Below are 18,226 nucleotides of genomic sequence, written 5' to 3' on the forward strand. Positions count from 1 at the left end.
ATATAAGATGTCAATGAATAAAAAGCAGCATTAATGCATTTTAATAATGTAACGAATCGGTTGAATGGGGTTATCCACCAACGGTGCCAAACTAGGAGTACCGTTTAGGCCGTCGCAGGCTAAAAAGCCGTCGGGGATTTGTGCGCCGCAGTAGAGTAAAATACAGCCAATTGGCACGCTAACTTGTTGGGTATTTGCGTTAGCCGCACTGTAGTTTGATGTTTCATAAACTCGGCTGGTTGGTGTTGTGGCGCTTGATGAAGGGGCACCGAGTAGCTGCCCCTCTACAATTAAATCGCCTTGAATACACACACTTTGTTGAAAAACTGCATTGTTATGATGGTGTTCTTGCAGTAAAAAGGTCAGTACTTGCCCCGCTGCAGATGACTTCTTCGTAATGCCATCATCACTTTGAATAAACGCTGCATCTAAAAACTCGGCAAACTGCGCCTGGGTTGGTTTTGCACCTGTAATGAAGTAGTGTTTTAGCTTTTCTCGAAAGGTCGTAAACATGGCTTAGTTGTACCGTATAATTACGTGATTACGCAATTACACGCTCTTGCCATATATCGTTGGAGAGGTTGAATATACTGTGTTTTTGTACTAAATCATTTTCAACTAATTTAAGTACAACAACGGCAACATCGCCTAAATATCGTTTTAAAGCAGGGTCTAGGTCGTACGTTTTAAAACCAGCCCCATCATCAAAAATGGTGATTGGATAAATACCGCGATCAGGACCATTTTTAACCAAAAAGTAATCCCCCGTGTAAAACTCTGTTGCGCCAAACATGGCAGGCTCAACCGGGGTCACTGGAAAGTCATCACTAGCGGCGACTACACGACCAGCATAGCCAAGCACATCTGCAATATCTTCTACCCTGTGTAAGTCAGTTGTTTGCATACCTAAATATTGGTTCATATCAGCACGAACCTGATAAATAACACTATTTAATAAGTTTAGGCTTCTAGCTTTATTACTATCACGAGCACTCAGTTCTTCAAGTTTTTGGATCACGTTTACAAAATTATTCATAGGGTTTTCCTTTTAGAGGGAGGGGGTGTTTGAATTGATGACTAAATTAATAACTGGTTGCCTTAGAGAAAGAATTTGCCAGTTGAGTCATAGGAATAAAAAATGTCATTTACTTTGTATAAATCATAATAAGCATGTGAGCTGTTGAGCAATACTGTAAGGCTGGAGTTATCTGCAAATTTAAGAATAACTTGGCTGTTTGTCCCCCAAGTTCCACTAAAGTCCTGCACCCTAAAATAGGTGACTTTTTCGTCAATTATAGCTGTCAATGTAGTGTCATCTGTAAGATCTAAAAAATGAATGGAATTTGTGTCAATAGTAAAGTCAGTAGTGTGTACTTGAGGGTTAATATTAAGCATCTGGTTTTGAAGCTGTTGCCCAAGCGAAGTTAAGTTTTGCTTTAATAAAGCACTATCAATAACCTTATCAACTCTGCCATTAGCGAGATCATTAGCTGAAGCGAAATTTACACTGAAGCGGTTTTTACTCTGTATAAGCCCATCACCAACAGTCACTAAACTGGCTGTCATTTTCCATTGATACTCAAAATCAGCATCATTATCGTAAATAGCCCTAAGCATAAATGCTTGATCTTTATAAATGTCACCTTGAGTTATGATCACCGCATCGCCGTGAACCATGTCAACAGGTTCATAGCGGACCACAGACTGTAAAGAAAATGAGCTTGATAGTTCATTTACTTGCCATATGCGGTTTTCACTCTTATTCGTTTGGGCGTTCAATAACACCAAATCACCATCAACAAGCATATAACCATCAATTTCACTAGGAACGTTATCAATATCGATGTTTTGTGTTGTCTCAACACATGCAATCAGCAGCGGCAACAAATTGGGGCATGTAAGCGCTTCTACTTTTTGATTTAACCAGCCACCGTGTTGTGCGGTAGTCAGCTTGCTTGTATCACCCATTTGAATATCTGCAAACGTTGCAATGGGTAAACTAGTAGTTTGAATATTAGATAACCTAGCCCCATCACCAATAAATTCACCTGCTTCAATGCGCGAATCCGTCACCGTTCCCGCTTGGGTTAAGTCAACTTGCGAAGGGAGATCAATCTGAGGTAAGTTTATAAGGCCAGAGCCATCACCAATAAATTCACCTGCTTCAATGCGCGAATCCGTCACCGTTCCCGCTTGGGTTAAGTCAATTTGCGAAGGGAGATCAATCTGAGGTAAGTTTATAAGGCCAGATCCATCACCAATAAATTCACCTGCTTTTATGCTTGAATCCGTCACCGTTCCCGCTTGGGTTAAGTCAATTTGCGAAGGGAGATCAATCTGAGGTAAGTTTATAAGGCCTGACCCATCACCAATAAATTCACCTGCTTTTACACTTGAATCAGTGACTAAGCCACTCTGCGTTAAATCTATTTGAGGCGGTAAATGATTGTTGGCTATATTGCTTATTTTTGCCCCATCACCAATTAATTCACCTGCTTTTACACTTGAATCGGTGACCAATCCACTCTGCGTTAAATCTATTTGAGGCGGTAAATGATTGTTGGCTATATTGCTTATTTTTGCCCCATCACCAATTAATTCATCCGCTTTTACACTTGAATCGGTGACCAAGCCACTCTGCGTTAAATCTATTTGAGGCGGTAAATGATTGTTTGCTATATTGCTTATTTTTGCCCCATCACCAATTAATTCACCCGCTTTTACACTTGAATCGGTGACCAATCCACTCTGCGTTAAATCTATTTGAGGCGGTAAATGATTGTTGGCTATATTGCTTATTTTTGCCCCATCACCAATTAATTCACCCGCTTTTACACTTGAATCGGTGACCAACCCACTCTGCGTTAAATCTATTTGCGACGGTAAATGATTGTTGGCAATATTCGTGATTTGTGCGCCATTAGCTATAACCTCTTTCACTTTAAGCGATGAATTTTCTCCAATTTGAGTTAAATCTATCTGCTCTGGTAAACGATCATTATTGATACTGCTTGTTGCCGTATCAATTAGATCCCCAAATTCTTGTTGAGTAGGGATATCACCACGCTGAAAGTAGCTTTTTAATCGTTCATTGAGTTCTGAAGTACTCATAATATTCCTCTGTAATCTAATAAATAAATGATGATTTCAGCCGCTGAGCTGAATGCTCAACAACTGCCGATTAAATTATGGGATCTGTTAGGTAAAATAATTGAGGTTAAATTAAGCTTTGTTATCTAAGAGTTTATTAATTTCTTTTACTATTGGCAGTTGTACTGGCTCAAATACTGGCATAGGCAAAGAGAGCGTATAGAGAATGGTTGCTTTAGGCGTACTCCCGAGTGCCTGCCATACTTGCCCTGTTACTTTTTCACTGTACTCATTACCGAATATTTGGCTGCGGATACCATAAGGTGATATATCAATTTGTTGTGCGAGTAGTAACTCTTCAGGTAGAAAATCGTACCGTCCTATACCTGCAATTAAATAGCCCATGATCAAATGCTCTATCGCAGCACTTTGCTGTGGGTTTTTACTCCAAACGGTTAGCATATAAGTCAATGACACAAATTTAGGCTCAATGAATCGTGTACGGTGAGTTTGCGTAAAATTTATTTGCGTACGAGGTGGCTCACTTTGACGACGCTGAATATCTTCAGTTATACCAACTAAATAACAATTTATTGCGGGGTCGCTGCCTAAACCAGTAGTAAATTCATTATCTGGCGCTTGAAAGCTCAATACAATAGAAGTATCTACTACATCATCGTTATTATTGAGCGATAAAACTTTGTCTTTAATAAACGAATCAAGTGCCTGTTGTACTTTATAAATTAAGGTTGCGTCCATTGTGCCCTCCCGTTAACCACGTTGATAAAGATTGCTGGGTCATAAAGCCGGCATGTTGTTTTGAGAGTTCTCTATGTAATGCATTGGCAATCTCGGCTCGACTAATCAACTTTTTGTCAGCGATCAAACTTTGCAACAATGCCATTTCGCAGATATTGATTATTTGCGCAGCACTGAGCTCAAACAATGCTGCAAGTTGGCTAATGCCTTGGCATAAATCACTATCTGCATTGGTGCTTAAATTACGCTGCCAAATATCAACGCGCTGCTGTTTATCAGGTAAAGTAAACTCAATTACCCCTTGAAAGCGACGTAAAAATGCCTCATCAAGGTTACTTTTAAAGTTAGTACTTAGTAACAACAAGCCTGTGTAGTGCTCCATACGTTGAAGTAGGTAACTTACGCCCATATTGGCGTTTTTATCATGGCTTGACTCTACCTCGCTGCGTTTTGCAAAAATCGCATCTGCTTCGTCAAACATGAGTACCGCATTGTATTTCTGAGCTGAATCAAATAGCTTAGCTAAGTGCTTTTCAGTTTCACCTATCCATTTACTAGCAATATTGGCCAAATTAACTATGTACAGTGGTAGTTGCAATTCACCTGCAATGGCTTCTGCGGCCATAGATTTACCAGTGCCTGGTTTACCCCAAAATAGCGCTTTACATCCTTGATTAAAACTAGGTAGACGCTGTTGTAATGAAGCTTTAAAATTAATTCTGGCGATTAACTCCTGCAATTGCACCGTAATTTTGTCATTCAATATCATGTCGTCGAGGGTAAAGCGCGCTTGACACAATTTAGCTAGTTCATCGCAGTGTTGACTTTGCGCTGAAAAACACAGCGCTTGCAATGTTTCCCAGTAATCTTGTTCATCACTTTTATCTGCCTTAGCATTGTTTGCTAGCTGCTTCATATGAGGTAACGCTACGGGATATTTTGCCACCAACTGCTGAGCTTGGGCTTTATCTAAATGCGTATGTTGCTCGCTATTACATAACGACAACCAAGCCTCTTTTAATTGTGACAAATTTGGTACTTGTACTTTAATTTTTAATGATTGCGTAAATACCTCGTCAAACAAGGGGCTAGCTGTTGTTGTTATTAACGCCAATTTTGTACATTGCTCAACTAGAGTATTTAATTGAATTAAGTTGTGTTGTAACAAGCTACCAATTTCGGGCCAATACAATAATACTGGTTGCGTTTGAGCTATGAGCTGTAAGCAGGCAAATTCATGCGCTAAATGAGATATGTTGAAACCATTGTTTGGCTCTGCTACATAGTGTGCCAACGTGGTATCGCACCGTAATGCCAACTGCTGAGTATACCAGGCGGTTATTTCATCATTTTCACTGTCGATAATAAGTAATGATTGAGCTGCAACCTCTTCTGGTAAACTAAAACAACTATCAAATACTGGGTCCTGCGCCGTGTCTACTAAAGTAAAGAAACTAAGGTAATCACAGCTTGTAGTACCACATTGCAAAAATTCATGTAAATAAGGGGCAATATTCACTGCGCTTTGTAAACCTATACTCTCATTTGTTAGGTATATTAACCCCCATTTAAACAATGCTGATTTAGGGCCAAATTCTGCTATGGTGTTGTATTTATTTAAAGATTCGTCCACTAATGTTACTAACTTATCTAAACTCAATGTTGGCCCTTGCTCAAACCAACTTAATCCTAAAAATGGGGCTATTACGTCTGGATCTTGAACTTGAATATAAACAAGTGCTAGCAACTTAGTTTCAGAATGAGACAACGAAAATAAATCAGTAAGATGGTTAAACCGTGGCATAAAAATTAGTTTATTTAACTGCTCATGTAGCTCTTTAACAGTATCACTTAGATGTTCATCTTGTGCTTTTAGCGCACTACCAAATTGATAGAGATGATAAGCAACTCGCCGCTCTTGCTCTGAATGAGGCACTTGTAATTGAGGTATAATGGCACTCATATCACTCTCCTAGAGCCATTTTTTGTGCCAGCTCATCAGCTCTCACTCCAACCTGCTTAGCCCATCTAGAGTCAAGCATTTCAGCCGCTGCTAAAGGGTAATTTTTATCTTCCAGTGCCCTGAGCATATTTTTAAACTTACATAGCCCAGCAACCCCAAGATTAAACGCCATATCTAGCAAAATAATCTTTTTAGTTTCATTCAATAATTTGAAAACGCGAATATGCACTGCAACCTGTGCTATAACATTATTAATGTCATTGTTTAATAGGTAATCTACCTCATCCAATGACAAACCTTTATCTTCTAAGTTACGGCCAATGCCGATCGTTAATTTTCCTTCGGTACATCTATATGGTTTTAATGATAACCCCTCATAACGCAATAATTGGGCTTTCAGCGTTTGTATATTTGTTTCACTTAGATACGCCATAATTAAACCTCAACAATCGGTTTCAATAGCATTTCAGGTAAAGTTAGCATCATACTTTGCGCTAATCCCTCGACTTCAATTGCGACTAATTGTTGATTACGTCGCTCAACCAGAATACCGCAATACCCTTGTAAACTACCGCTAACAATTTCCACTTTAGTTCCTACTAGCAAACGATTAGACAGCACTTCAACCACTTTACCTGTAGATATAAAACGTTGAATTTTTTTCATTTCTTGCTGAGAAATCACAGCTGGTAGATTATTAAATTTAATATATGAAACGAAACCTGGTAGGCGTTTTAACTGTTGAAATTCATTACCGTCAATATAAACAAATACGTATGATTTAAATAACGGTACGCTTACCACTTTGGTTCGGTCACTCCATTGGCGGGCCTGATCTATTAAAGGCAAAAATGCTTCACAATCACTTTGCAAAAGATTGACCTGTACAGCAAATTTTTTCTCACTATTGGCTTTGGTATAAACCACAAACCACTGCCTTTCATTTTTCATATTAATGCTCCAGCCAAGCTCCGCCACATCAATCCCAGCTAAGGTGATGCGAATGTTCGATTTAAATTTGGGTATCTTGGTCAGATACCCCGTTATTTGAATAACGGGGTATTCATCTGTTTGTGAAAAAGATTTTTTAAATTATTTTGTGGTTACAAGCCAAGAAAAACCGATGACCTGAACATGAGGGCTTATACATACTGTAATGCACTTAGTTTCTTACGAGCCAATTGCACACGCTTTCTTGCATTTTCTTGGCTAATTTGTAATTGGTTTGCTATTTCTGAGTACTCCATTTCATAAATAAATTTATACTGGATCACTTGCTTTAAATCATTAGGCAAATCATTAATGGCATCCATCAACTTCTGATATAGGTGAATACGTTCATACTCACTTTCCAATGTTTGTGACTGGCTCTCCGTAAAATAAAACTGTGTTGAGGAGCTGTTGGCTTGTTTCACTAAATCGCTTTCTTTACTATTTAAGCGATGTATATCCATACAGATGTTATGGGCTATCCGACAAAGCCAAGCAAACATGTTTTCTATTTGAGAGCTGTCTTGTATATAAACTTTAAGCGCTTTTTCACACGCTTGTGCCATGGCGTCTTCAACTCGATCTTGGTCGCTATATAACCATTTATAGCAACAAGCCCGCACTCGTTTTTCATAATCTGACCAAATAACCCAAAACTTTAGGTGGGGATTAGTTTCAAGCTGAACGCTTGAATGGGAACTCCTTGATAAAAACATCATCTCTCCGCTTTAAATTGAATTTACGAAGCGATGACGTAGAACCAAGAGTTATGTGAACAAAAATAAAACAAAAGAAAAACAAAAAAATAACAATATGTAGTTATTTATCATTAATCGGTGTTTTTCTTACTTGTCTGTATTTAAGGAAATAATAGTATTACTTTTTTGATTCGTGTCTATTACAAAGCATTACAACAAAAAAGCACCAATATATTGCAAGGTAGAGGAGTGATAAAAACTAATAATCGCTTTTATTACTGTATGTAGTTTTAATTATTAGAATAGCGTTATAAATTAAAGTCTGTGAACTTAAACCTCATCAAATAAAACTGCACTGACAAAAAATTAGCAGTTCTAGTCTCAATAGGACGGTTCAATACCTTCTAACCTATAAGTAGTTGTTTTGTTATTTCCGACTTATAAAATATGGGTTAAATGGAACTTATGAAGTAAAGGGAAAGTACTTAGTGAAATAAATTTAATGCTTGATAAGTATTCTAATTCTATATTGCGCGTACTTAAATAAAAGCCGGAAATACGTATCTAGCAGCTTGTCTTATCGATTAAAACCACAATACCCATCTTCACTTGAAATGCGTGCTTCACACTAAATTATCTATAGGATCTGGACTATTCCACCACGGTACATCTAATTTACTCTCGATAAAATACAAGCAAAGGCATTATTGATGTTAAATAGCCTTTAATACCAACTGACATAAGTACCGGTACAATTTAACGAATTCCCCTTCCAATAGCGTTGTTATAATTTTTATTTAAAACAACTAGATATAAAAAATATTACCTAGTCTTTAAGTATTAAAATTTATTTAACCTAGGGCTGCACATGTTTGGTATTTATACTGCTTTATCGCCTATTGATGGGGGTAACCGCACAACATAGGCTAACCCTTACCTAAAAGATAAACAGACTCTAGTTATAGTGCAATTTACCTATCGTTAAATAGACCTCATATCTAAATAACCTGAACTCTGGATAATAAATTTATCTTAAGCAGTTGTTTTCAGCGCTAACTGCGTTTAATTTACTGAAATCTCTAGCTAGAGAGAAATAAACTTAAATATCACTATAGTTCAATATGTTAGTAAATCTCTTAACCAGAGTTCAAGTAGAGTAGGTTGGTTTAACCATTGAAAATTACTGATAAAAACGAATACTCCTTAGCATTAATTTGCTAAAGGGTTTTTATTTGCGTTAAATTAGCCCATTGGCAAAATAAATCAATAAACTGGTCGTGTTTATCAACTTTAAACCATTAGGAATTTATGACTAAAGATATATTACTGCATCCGTTTCTTCTCTCACTAATAATGTTAACAATTGCATTTGTGCTTAAGATACTTGTCGATAAGTTAGCAAAAAGTCGCGCTGAGAAAAAAGAAAAAGATATTCGCTACATCGCGCATAATATTAAGCACTTTATTAACTTTGTAATGGTGATATCACTTCTCTTTGTGTGGTCTACAGAGATTCAAAACTTTGCACTTTCTATTGCCGCCTTTGCTGTGGCGATTGTACTTGCAACGCGTGAATTTATTCAGTGTGTAATAGGCTTTTTTTACCTAGTAACAACACGCCCATTTAGAGTGGGTGATTGGATACAAGTTGGTGATTATTTTGGCGAAGTTGCTGAAACCGATTGGATTAAAACGACCATGCATGAAATTGATATACATACTTATCAATTTTCGAGAAAAACCATATACATACCAAACAATAAGCTAATTACCAGCTCGATTAAAAACTTAAACTTTGTAAAACGCTTTGTTACACATCATTTTATTATTGTCCGAAGAGAGAGCTTTAACCCGTACCCTATTCACGACACATTAACTGAACAGGCTAAGCTGTACTGCGAAGAGTTTCAAGAAGTAGCAAGCCGCTATAATTCGATGATTGAGCGTAAACTTGATGCAAAAATATCTGGTCCAGAGCCTGTAATTCACTTTGGTACAACCGATTTAGGTGAGTTTAAAGCAAGCTTTACCTTGTTTTGTCCTACAGAAAAAGCGCTTGAGATAGAGCACAAATTAACAGAGTGCTTTTTTGCGTTATGGTATAAAGAGGCTGAAAAAACTAAAGGGGATGAGGGAGAAGTATAAACCTCACCTACCCAAAGTAAAAATACAAATCGTAGGTGCGAATTTATTTCGCGCTCTATTTCTGAGCCTATATTTAAAAAGCGAGGTGTAAAACCTCACCTACACAGAGTAAAAATGCAAATTGTAGGTGCGAATTTATTTCGCGCTCTATTTCTGAGCCTATATTTAAAAGCGAGGTGTAAAACCTCACCTACCCAGAGTAAGAATGCAAATCGTAGGTGCGAATTTATTTCGTGCTCTATTTCTGAGCGTATATTTAAAAAGCGAGTGTAAAACCTCACCTACCCAGAGTAAAATACAAATCGTAGGTGCGAATTTATTTCACGCTCTATTTCTGAGCCTATATTTAAAAAGCGAGGTGTAAAACCTCACCTACCCAGAGTAAGCAGGCAAATTGTAGGTGCGAATTTATTTCGCGCATAGAGCCCAACTTAAACGTAAAAAGCGAGGTATAAAACCTCACCTACACAGAGTAAGAATGCAAATCGTAGGTGCGAATTTATTTCGCGCTCTATTTCTGAGCGTATATTTAAAAAGCGAGGTGTAAAACCTCACCTACCCAAAGTAAAAATACAAATCGTAGGTGCGAATTTATTTCGTGCTCTATTACGTGAGCGTATATTTAAAAAGCGAGGTGTCAAACCTCACCTACACAGAGTAAGAATGCAAATTGTAGGTGCGAATTTATTTCGTGCTCTATTTCTGAGCTTATATTTAAAAAGCGAGGTGTAAAACCTCACCTACACAGAGTAAGCATGCAAATTGTAGGTGCGAATTTATTTCGCGCTCTATTGCGTGAGCGTATATTTAAAAAGCGAGGTGTAAAACCTCACCTACCCAGAGTAAGCAGGCAAATTGTAGGTGCGAATTTATTTCGCGCATAGAGCCCAACTTAAACGTAAAAAGCGAGGTATAAAACCTCACCTACAATAAACATCAAGCACGTAGGTGCGAATTCACTTCGCGCTTGAGTAATATTTAAGCTGTACCACCGACCGTTAACTGATCAATTTTAAGGCTTGGTTGGCCCACGCCTACCGGTACGCTTTGACCATCTTTACCACAAACACCAACACCTTTATCAAGTGCTAAGTCGTTACCAACCATAGATATTTGCTGCATTACTTCTGGGCCATTACCAATAAGCGTTGCGCCTTTAATTGGCTGAGTAATTTTACCGTTTTCGATTAAATACGCTTCTGATGCGCTAAATACAAACTTACCTGAGGTTATATCAACTTGTCCGCCGCCAAAGTTAGGCGCGAATACCCCTTTTTTAACACTACTGATAATATCGGCTTGGCTGTGCTCACCACCTAACATGTAGGTATTAGTCATGCGAGGCATTGGTAAATGTGCGTAAGACTCACGACGTGCGTTTCCGGTAGGATTTACACCCATTAAACGCGCGTTTAGCTTATCTTGCATATAGCCTTTTAAAATACCGTTTTCGATTAGCACGTTGTAAGCCGCTGGTGTACCTTCGTCATCTACGTTAAGTGAACCTCGACGGTCAGCCATTGTGCCATCATCAACAACAGTACACAGCTCGGATGCTACTTTTTGGCCCACTTTACCACTAAACGCAGACGCGCCTTTACGGTTAAAGTCGCCTTCAAGGCCGTGCCCTACCGCTTCGTGTAAAAGCACGCCAGGCCAACCATTACCAAGTACAACTTCCATCGTGCCTGCAGGTGCATCAATAGCTTCAAGATTTACTTTAGCTTGGCGTACCGCTTCTTCAGCAAACTCCATCCAACGCGGTTTACCATCAACAAGCTCTTTAAAATAGCCATAATCTAAACGTGCACCACCGCCTGCGCCGCCGCGTTCACGGCGACCATTTTTTTCAAGCAGTACTGAACAGTTTAAGCGAATAAGTGGGCGAATATCGGTAGCAAACGTGCCATCACTTGCCGCGATTAATACTTCTTCGTATACCGCAGACATTGAGCTAATTACTTGCTCTGCATCGGGTGCTAATTCACGAATGTAGTTTTCAAGTTCGCGTAATAAATTAACCTTGTCGGTATCGCTCATACTCGAAATTGGTTGATGCGGTGCAAACTGCTCTTTAGCTTTAACATCGCTAAATACTTTAATTGCTCTATCTTCGCCAGCATCGGCAATGCTACGCGCTGCTGTTGCCGCTTTATTTAGCGCTTCAAGGTTTATTGCATCAGAGTAAGAAAAACCTGTTTTTTCGCCACTTACAGCACGTACACCAACACCACGTTCAACGTTATAAGAACCTTCTTTAACTAAGCCGTCTTCAAGCACCCACGATTCGTGGTGGCTTGATTGAAAATATAAGTCAGCGTAATCCACTTTATGCTGATGTATGTAAGCGAGCGTTTTTTCGAGCTCTTCTCTATTTAGCAGGCTGTCATGTAGTAAATGCTGTTCAACCGAATTCATAATAAATGCTCTCTAAATCGTTGATGAGACTGCACGGGCATATCTCGTCTAATTTTTTGTAACTGGTCTAAATCTGCGTGGCAGCTTATAAAACCGGTGCCTGTTGGCAATTCGCTCAGGGTATTACCCCAAGGTGAAATAATAATACTGTGACCATATGTTTGTCGGCCATTTTCATGTGTACCGTGTTGAGCCGCTGCAACTACATAGCATTGTGTTTCTATTGCGCGAGCTGCTAATAGCGGTTGCCAGTGTGCTTGCCCTGTAACAACTGTAAATGCACTCGGGACTAAAATAATCTCTGCGCCTTGGCGAACTAGATCATTGAACAAGCCACTAAAGCGCAGATCATAACATACTGTTAAACCTATTTTACCAAATGGAGACTCAACCACCACCATATCGCTACCTGCTTGGGTAAAATCTGATTCTCGATAGCTACCTGTTTTATCATCTACGTTTACATCAAATAAATGTATTTTGTTGTACGTTGCAACAAGCTCGCCTTGATTATTATATAAGTGCGATGCTGCGTAATACTTATGTTCGTTAAATGGCTCAGGCATTGTGCCTGCATTTAACCAAATATTATGGTGTTGGCACAATTCACTAAGTTGTAATTTGTATTGCTCAACTTGCTTAGCAACAAGTAAAGTATCGTTACCAGTTTTACTAAACACTAAAAAAGCTTCTGGCAAGCAAACAAGTAATGGCCTTGTTGCTGGCAGAGTTTTAAGTGCGCGCTTTAAGTTTGCTATGTTGTCATCAGGGTTTAGCCCTGAGCACATTTGTAGAGCAACTATTGTGGGTGTGCTTATGCTTGCTGTTTTGTTCATTGCGTTGCTGTTACTTGTGCATCTTTAAGTTTTAAATCGACTGATGCTTGTGGCTGATTTTGCGCAGCTTGAGGTAGCGTAACTTCACGACTTTTTCTGTCGAGTTCTTGCACAACAGGATCGTTCATTTTACCCGTTACTTTAAAGTTGATCTCTGAGATGACGCGCGCTGAATGAATAACCTTATCAAGGGCTAACGCAGCAAGCCCCGTGACAGGGTTGACCATCCATGCAACTATAACCGGAATACTTGAGGTTACCTGTGGCGCTACAGCAAGGTCATAATCTATATCAAGCGTGTTTAAATTTGCATAACCTTTAATAGTTAAATCGGCGGGCACGCCGTCCATTTTGGTATCTTTAGTGTAAGCAATACCGTTTTCTAACTGCATAGAGCCTTGCATACTGTTATAAAAAAAGCCCTTTGAAAAGACATCTCTAAAATCAAGTTTTAGCTTACGTACTAATGAATCAAGACTCAGTAACGAAAATACGCGTGCACCACCATCGCTGATTTCAGTTAAATGACCTTCGCCTAAATCCCACTCAATTTCACCACTTAGACTCGCAACATCAAAGTCATAAGGGGCCGCTTGCCATGCTAGGCTATAGTTAATATTTGCTTTAGAATCTTTAATAGCCGTAGTGATATCAAACTCATTGAATAAAGAACCGATGTCATCACTTTTTAACTCTCCTGAAAACTCCGTTAAGCCGTTTTCCCACTGTCCTTTAGTGCGCAGTACATGATCGCCTTTATCAACCACCAGTTCTGAAATTAAGAGTCGCTTTCCATCACCTAATAACGAAGCGCTTACCTTATCGAGTTGATAGCGTGCAATTTTACAATCACCACATTCAAACTCTATGGCCGGTAGTTTTGTTAACCAACTTAAATCAGCTATGGGTAATACGTCGGCCACTTCAAACTCTGGCTTAATTTTTTCAGCAAAATTAAGCCTTAAGTAATCGGTATTAATTCGTATGGGCTGGCTCGGTTGAGAGGTTGGAATAAATACATCAGCACGCAACTCTTTAGCATTTAACTTCAAATATAAATCATTTTTAGAAGGTGCTAAACGCATTTCAAAATCATTAAATACAATGTTACTCACATTGATTTTTCCAATGCTTGCTACCACTTCATTTAACGGTGGCATAATGCCAGATGATTGATTTTCAGGGTTTGATCTGGCTGCATTGGTTATTTGCTCAATAAGATCAAGCCAAGGCGTTAGCTCTGTTTGCTCAAGATTGATATTTACACTTAAATCTTTTTGATTCAGCCCTAAATCCTGCCCACCTAATATAAAGTGTGCATTACTAAATTGCGGCTTACCGTTTTCTAATATGGCATTGAAATAAAATTGTTGATTGGCATTGGCTGTAATTAAATTTGAAATTTTATCGCCTTGCACAACAGCATCAAGTGCCCATATTTTATCACTCGTTTTACCATACGGTGCAGGTAAATCACTGATTAAACCAATCAGATCTGAACTAACTTGTGCACGATAATTAAAGCCTTGCTCAGTAAAATCAAGTACTACACCAATCTCTACATCACTTTTCCCTTTCAGGTAATCTTTTAAAATACCTTGAGCGCTGTCGATAAGTGTTTCAGCATCTAGCTGAGCGCTTATATCTATATTTACACGATAATCTTCGTTATTACTTTTACTGTCGTAATTAATACTTAACGGCATTCCCAGCCACGTTGCAGTAGCATCTTTGAGGGTTATATCATCGTTTTTAAAGTGTAATTCACCGTTTAAATCTTTAAGGTCAATTCCTGGAGTGGCGATATAAAGTGGCAAGCCGTTTAAGCCGACCGTCCCACTCACGCTTGCACCATCTTTAAACTTAGAGCCAACTAATAACTCAATGCTTGCATTAGCTTCTCCTTTACCTTGAACAATACTAAATATTTCAGCAAGTGGGTTGGCAATCGGAGTGGCTGTAAAAAAGTCATGCAATTTTTCCATCGCTACTTTTTTATCTATTTGCACAATGAGTTCATCGGCGTCCATTAAATCAGCAATGCTCACCTGTACACTATGACCAATATCTAAATTAACCAACTTGCCTTGCTGGCTATATATGTCCATCCGCTCATTAGCAAAATGTAGCTGCACATTAGCATTAGTGACCGCAGGCCAATCAGGGTCAAACTCATAGGTTGCATTGTCTATTTGTGCTAATACATCAAACTGACCACTACCATCAGTAAATGGGAAACCAGACAAAGGCCCTGCAAATAAGACCTGTGCTTTAGATACTTCTCCGCCTTTAATTGCACCATTTAAATAGCTAACGAGCTCAGGGCTCATTGCTTTTAGCGGGAAGTAATGTCCTGCAATACTGGCATCTGGTGAAAATGCTTCTGCATATAAATCTAAACGAGGCGTATCCCCGAGGCTCAGCTGCATTTCAGCAGCAAGTGTTATTTCATTATTATCAAACCAAATTTCATCACTACTGATGTGCCAACCTTCTTTTCGATTTACTAAATCTAAATCGATATTAATTTGATTATATTGGATATCATTACTAAAGTTTTCGCCAGTAACAAGCGTGCCATTTTCGCCAAATAAGCTAATACGTCCGCTTGCTTGATTTACAAGACCACTTACTCTTAACCCTTGAGCAGCCGGTACTGAATCGAGTTCTTGCCAACCAATATTGTCAGCCTCAAACCATAGCTGCCACTGCTCAACGCTTTCAAATTTTAAATATGCTTGTTTAATCAAACCACTTGGTTCACGCTCTAAAAAAGGGGCTAAACCATTAAAATTAGTTAATCCAGCTAAATTATTTAGTAGTTCTAAATCAACTTGCTGTAACCATACTTTGTTTTGCGCATCTAGCTTTGCTTCAAACTCTAAACTTGGCCAAGCCTTGCTGTTACTAGCAAATGTTAAACCTGTACTTTTTAAGCGCCAACCATTTTGCTCTGGGTATAAATGAAATCCCCCTTCGCTTAAACTAACTTGTTGATTTTTTTCTTCATACTGCCAACGCACAAAGCTTGGTAACCATTGCACTTTTATATCGCTAAATAGCCCTTTTTCGAGCTTAAACCAAGCTTGTAAATTTATATCACTGTGTAATTGCTGCTTTTCACTTGTTATGTATTGCGCTAACCAGTTAGATACATCTACTTTATTTGCTTGCACATACATATCACCAATCACCTTTTCCAAGGTCTTACCCGATAAAGCAATGCGCGCATCAAAATTACCAACTGAGATACCAGGCAATGCCAAGCTACCACTGCCTAGGTGTTTTTTATCTTCATTTTGCCAAGTAATATTTTTAAGCATTACTTTACGCTCTTTACCATCTTCAAGTATGAAGTTGACGCTTGAATTCTCAATTGCAAAATGCCCAGTTTCACCTAAAAAAAGACCTTCAATGAGTTCTTTTTGTTCAAAAGAAACTTCACCTTGCTCATTGCCATTAAATAAGTTGCCCACATTAACGCTGGTGTGAAAGCCACTAATAACAAAATAATTAGATTTTAACTGTAGCGTTTTTAAGCTTTCCCACAAATTAAGCTCTAAACTGGTTTTTGCGATGGTAAGAGAAATAGGAGCCGTTTCATTATCTTTAAAGGATAAATCTTCAAGAACCAAAGCGGGGCCACTACCCTGCCAACTTGCTGAAATAGAACCAATTGAAAGGCTGACATCAAATTTACTGTGTAAGTAAGTTTCAATATCGCCTTTATAGTCATTAGCATAAGGAAGTGTATATTTTAAAATAGAAACAATAACGGCCAGTAATACCAAAATTATGGCGCAGGTTTGCCATAGCTTTCTAAAACAAAAAAAACAGACCGCTTTTGCTTTCATTACATCATTACCACATCAAACTGTTCTTGGCTGTATAAACTCTCGGTTTGAATATGTACTTGCTTACCAATAAAAAGCTCAAGTTCCGCTAGGTTATGATATTCGTCATTAAGTAAAGATTCACTCACTGCTGGGGCAGCGTACACCATAAATTTATCGGCTGCGTAAGCACGATTAACGCGCACTATCTCGCGTAATATTTCATAGCACACTGTTTCAACTGTTTTTTGCGAACCACGACCTGAACATGCAGGACATACATCACATAAAATATGTTCTAGACTTTCGCGCGTACGCTTACGGGTCATTTCCACTAAACCGAGTGCAGAAAGACCATTTATATTCGTTTTGGTGCAATCTTTCGATAACGCAGATTCAAGCGAATGTAATACGCGGCGTTTGTGGTCTTCGCTTACCATATCAATAAAATCGATAATAATAATGCCGCCTAAATTACGTAGTCTGAGTTGACGGGCGATAGCCGAAGTAGCTTCTACATTGGTATTAAAAATAGTTTCTTCTAAATTACGATGGCCAACAAAAGCTCCAGTGTTTACATCAACCGTGGTCATCGCTTCGGTTTGATCAATAATGATATAACCGCCCGATTTTAACGTTACTTTACGATGTAATGCTTTTTGAATTTCATTTTCGACATCAAACAAATCAAATATTGGGCGCTCACCTGGATAATACTCAAGTACTTTAGAAAGCTGTGGTACAAACTCATCAGTAAATAACTTAAGCTCTTGATAAGTCAATTTTGAATCGACACGAATACGCTCCATGTCTTCACCTACATAATCACGAAGCGTTCTGAACGCAAGTGTTAAGTCTTCATGTAAGATGCTCGCTTTACTTGTTTTTTTTCTGCGAGATACTATTTTTTCCCATAACTTTCTTAAAAATTCAGCGTCGTGCCTTAGCTCAGCTTCGATTGCCCCTTCGGCTGCTGTACGCACAATAAAACTGCCATTTTCATCGCCATATTCCGCAACTATTTTTTTAAGGCGTGCACGCTCTTCTTCGGTTTCGATGCGTTGGCTAACTCCTACATGAGTAGCATCGGGCATAAATACTAAATAACGAGAAGGAATTGTTATATCTGTGGTGAGTCTTGCACCTTTAGTACCAAGCGGATCTTTAACCACTTGCACCATAATGTATTGACCTTGGCGAACTAACTCACGAATATCTTGTACTTTTTTTATCGGAGTGTCGTCAACGCCTTCTACAATTGATGCGCTGTTTACGATATCTGACGCATGCAAAAAGGCCGCTTTTTCAAGGCCTATATCAACAAAAGCAGCTTGCATTCCTGGTAATACACGACTTATTTTCCCTAAGTAAATATTACCAACAATACCGAGGTTGCCAATACGCTCAAGTTGAATTTCTTGTAATACACCGTTTTCTATTAAGGCAACACGGCTTTCGCTTGGTGTGACATTGATCAGTAATTCTGTACTCATG

General features: G+C 38.7%; 13 protein-coding genes. 1 reads left to right on the forward strand and 12 read right to left on the reverse strand.

Annotation, left to right across the window (positions count from 1 at the left end; genetic code table 11):
- Positions 1-30: 30 nt before the first annotated feature.
- From D172_RS15685 to D172_RS15720, 8 genes are all read right to left on the reverse strand, one after another.
- Entirely contained in the window at positions 31-513 is a 483-nt protein-coding gene (locus D172_RS15685; RefSeq protein WP_007377706.1) for a hypothetical protein, read from the reverse strand.
- A 28-nt stretch (positions 514-541) separates the two neighbouring features.
- A complete protein-coding gene (locus tag D172_RS15690) occupies positions 542-1,036 on the reverse strand; it encodes a hypothetical protein (RefSeq protein ID WP_007377707.1) in 495 nt (164 codons plus the stop codon).
- Between the two features lie 62 nt (positions 1,037-1,098).
- On the reverse strand, positions 1,099-3,111 hold the full coding sequence (locus tag D172_RS15695) for a hypothetical protein (protein ID WP_058230563.1): 2,013 nt from the start codon (positions 3,109-3,111) through the stop codon (positions 1,099-1,101).
- 111 nt (positions 3,112-3,222) lie between these two features.
- Complete coding sequence (locus tag D172_RS15700) at positions 3,223-3,849, reverse strand: Pvc16 family protein (RefSeq protein ID WP_007378999.1); 627 nt, start codon at positions 3,847-3,849, stop codon at positions 3,223-3,225.
- The gene (locus D172_RS15705; protein WP_007378998.1) at positions 3,827-5,812 is read right to left on the reverse strand and encodes an ATP-binding protein; all 1,986 of its coding nucleotides are present in this window, start codon (positions 5,810-5,812) and stop codon (positions 3,827-3,829) included. The genes D172_RS15700 and D172_RS15705 overlap by 23 nt, the downstream gene beginning before the upstream one ends.
- 1 nt (position 5,813) lies before the next feature.
- Positions 5,814-6,245 (reverse strand): glycoside hydrolase family protein, encoded by a 432-nt coding sequence (locus tag D172_RS15710; protein ID WP_007378997.1) that lies wholly within the window; start codon positions 6,243-6,245, stop codon positions 5,814-5,816.
- 2 nt (positions 6,246-6,247) lie between these two features.
- The gene (locus D172_RS15715; RefSeq protein ID WP_008137321.1) at positions 6,248-6,790 is read right to left on the reverse strand and encodes a UpxY family transcription antiterminator; all 543 of its coding nucleotides are present in this window, start codon (positions 6,788-6,790) and stop codon (positions 6,248-6,250) included.
- 164 nt (positions 6,791-6,954) lie between these two features.
- The gene (locus D172_RS15720) at positions 6,955-7,521 is read right to left on the reverse strand and encodes an RNA polymerase sigma factor (RefSeq protein WP_232224826.1); all 567 of its coding nucleotides are present in this window, start codon (positions 7,519-7,521) and stop codon (positions 6,955-6,957) included.
- 1,287 nt (positions 7,522-8,808) lie between these two features.
- Between D172_RS15720 and D172_RS15725 the strand changes: the two genes are divergently transcribed.
- Positions 8,809-9,645: a mechanosensitive ion channel family protein gene (locus tag D172_RS15725; protein ID WP_007378994.1), complete on the forward strand. Its 837-nt coding sequence runs from the start codon at positions 8,809-8,811 to the stop codon at positions 9,643-9,645.
- Positions 9,646-10,623: 978 nt separating this feature from the next.
- Here D172_RS15725 and tldD read toward each other — a convergent pair.
- From tldD to rng, 4 genes are read right to left on the reverse strand one after another with little or no spacing between them, the layout of a single operon-like run.
- Positions 10,624-12,063, reverse strand: coding sequence for a metalloprotease TldD (gene tldD / locus D172_RS15730; protein WP_007378598.1), 1,440 nt, complete (start codon positions 12,061-12,063; stop codon positions 10,624-10,626).
- A complete protein-coding gene (locus tag D172_RS15735) occupies positions 12,060-12,899 on the reverse strand; it encodes a carbon-nitrogen hydrolase family protein (protein WP_007378599.1) in 840 nt (279 codons plus the stop codon). The genes tldD and D172_RS15735 overlap by 4 nt, the downstream gene beginning before the upstream one ends.
- A complete protein-coding gene (locus D172_RS15740) occupies positions 12,896-16,753 on the reverse strand; it encodes a YhdP family protein (protein WP_007378600.1) in 3,858 nt (1,285 codons plus the stop codon). Before D172_RS15740 ends, D172_RS15735 begins: the two co-directional genes overlap by 4 nt.
- Positions 16,753-18,225 carry a ribonuclease G gene (gene rng, locus D172_RS15745; protein ID WP_007378601.1) on the reverse strand — a complete coding sequence of 491 codons (1,473 nt, stop codon included), beginning with the start codon at positions 18,223-18,225 and terminating at the stop codon, positions 16,753-16,755. Before rng ends, D172_RS15740 begins: the two co-directional genes overlap by 1 nt.
- Position 18,226: the final 1 nt, after the last annotated feature.

This window comes from Pseudoalteromonas sp. Bsw20308 (assembly GCF_000310105.2).
Lineage (GTDB): Bacteria > Pseudomonadota > Gammaproteobacteria > Enterobacterales > Alteromonadaceae > Pseudoalteromonas > Pseudoalteromonas fuliginea.

Coding starts and splice junctions, on each gene's coding strand:
- tldD (WP_007378598.1), bottom strand. CDS start 12,063: ATGAATTCGGTTGAACAGCATTTACTACATGACAGCCTGCTAAATAGA.
- rng (WP_007378601.1), bottom strand. CDS start 18,225: ATGAGTACAGAATTACTGATCAATGTCACACCAAGCGAAAGCCGTGTT.
- D172_RS15735 (WP_007378599.1), bottom strand. CDS start 12,899: ATGAACAAAACAGCAAGCATAAGCACACCCACAATAGTTGCTCTACAA.
- D172_RS15705 (WP_007378998.1), bottom strand. CDS start 5,812: ATGAGTGCCATTATACCTCAATTACAAGTGCCTCATTCAGAGCAAGAG.
- D172_RS15725 (WP_007378994.1), top strand. CDS start 8,809: ATGACTAAAGATATATTACTGCATCCGTTTCTTCTCTCACTAATAATG.
- D172_RS15740 (WP_007378600.1), bottom strand. CDS start 16,753: ATGAAAGCAAAAGCGGTCTGTTTTTTTTGTTTTAGAAAGCTATGGCAA.
- D172_RS15710 (WP_007378997.1), bottom strand. CDS start 6,245: ATGGCGTATCTAAGTGAAACAAATATACAAACGCTGAAAGCCCAATTA.
- D172_RS15720 (WP_232224826.1), bottom strand. CDS start 7,521: ATGATGTTTTTATCAAGGAGTTCCCATTCAAGCGTTCAGCTTGAAACT.
- D172_RS15690 (WP_007377707.1), bottom strand. CDS start 1,036: ATGAATAATTTTGTAAACGTGATCCAAAAACTTGAAGAACTGAGTGCT.
- D172_RS15700 (WP_007378999.1), bottom strand. CDS start 3,849: ATGGACGCAACCTTAATTTATAAAGTACAACAGGCACTTGATTCGTTT.
- D172_RS15685 (WP_007377706.1), bottom strand. CDS start 513: ATGTTTACGACCTTTCGAGAAAAGCTAAAACACTACTTCATTACAGGT.
- D172_RS15695 (WP_058230563.1), bottom strand. CDS start 3,111: ATGAGTACTTCAGAACTCAATGAACGATTAAAAAGCTACTTTCAGCGT.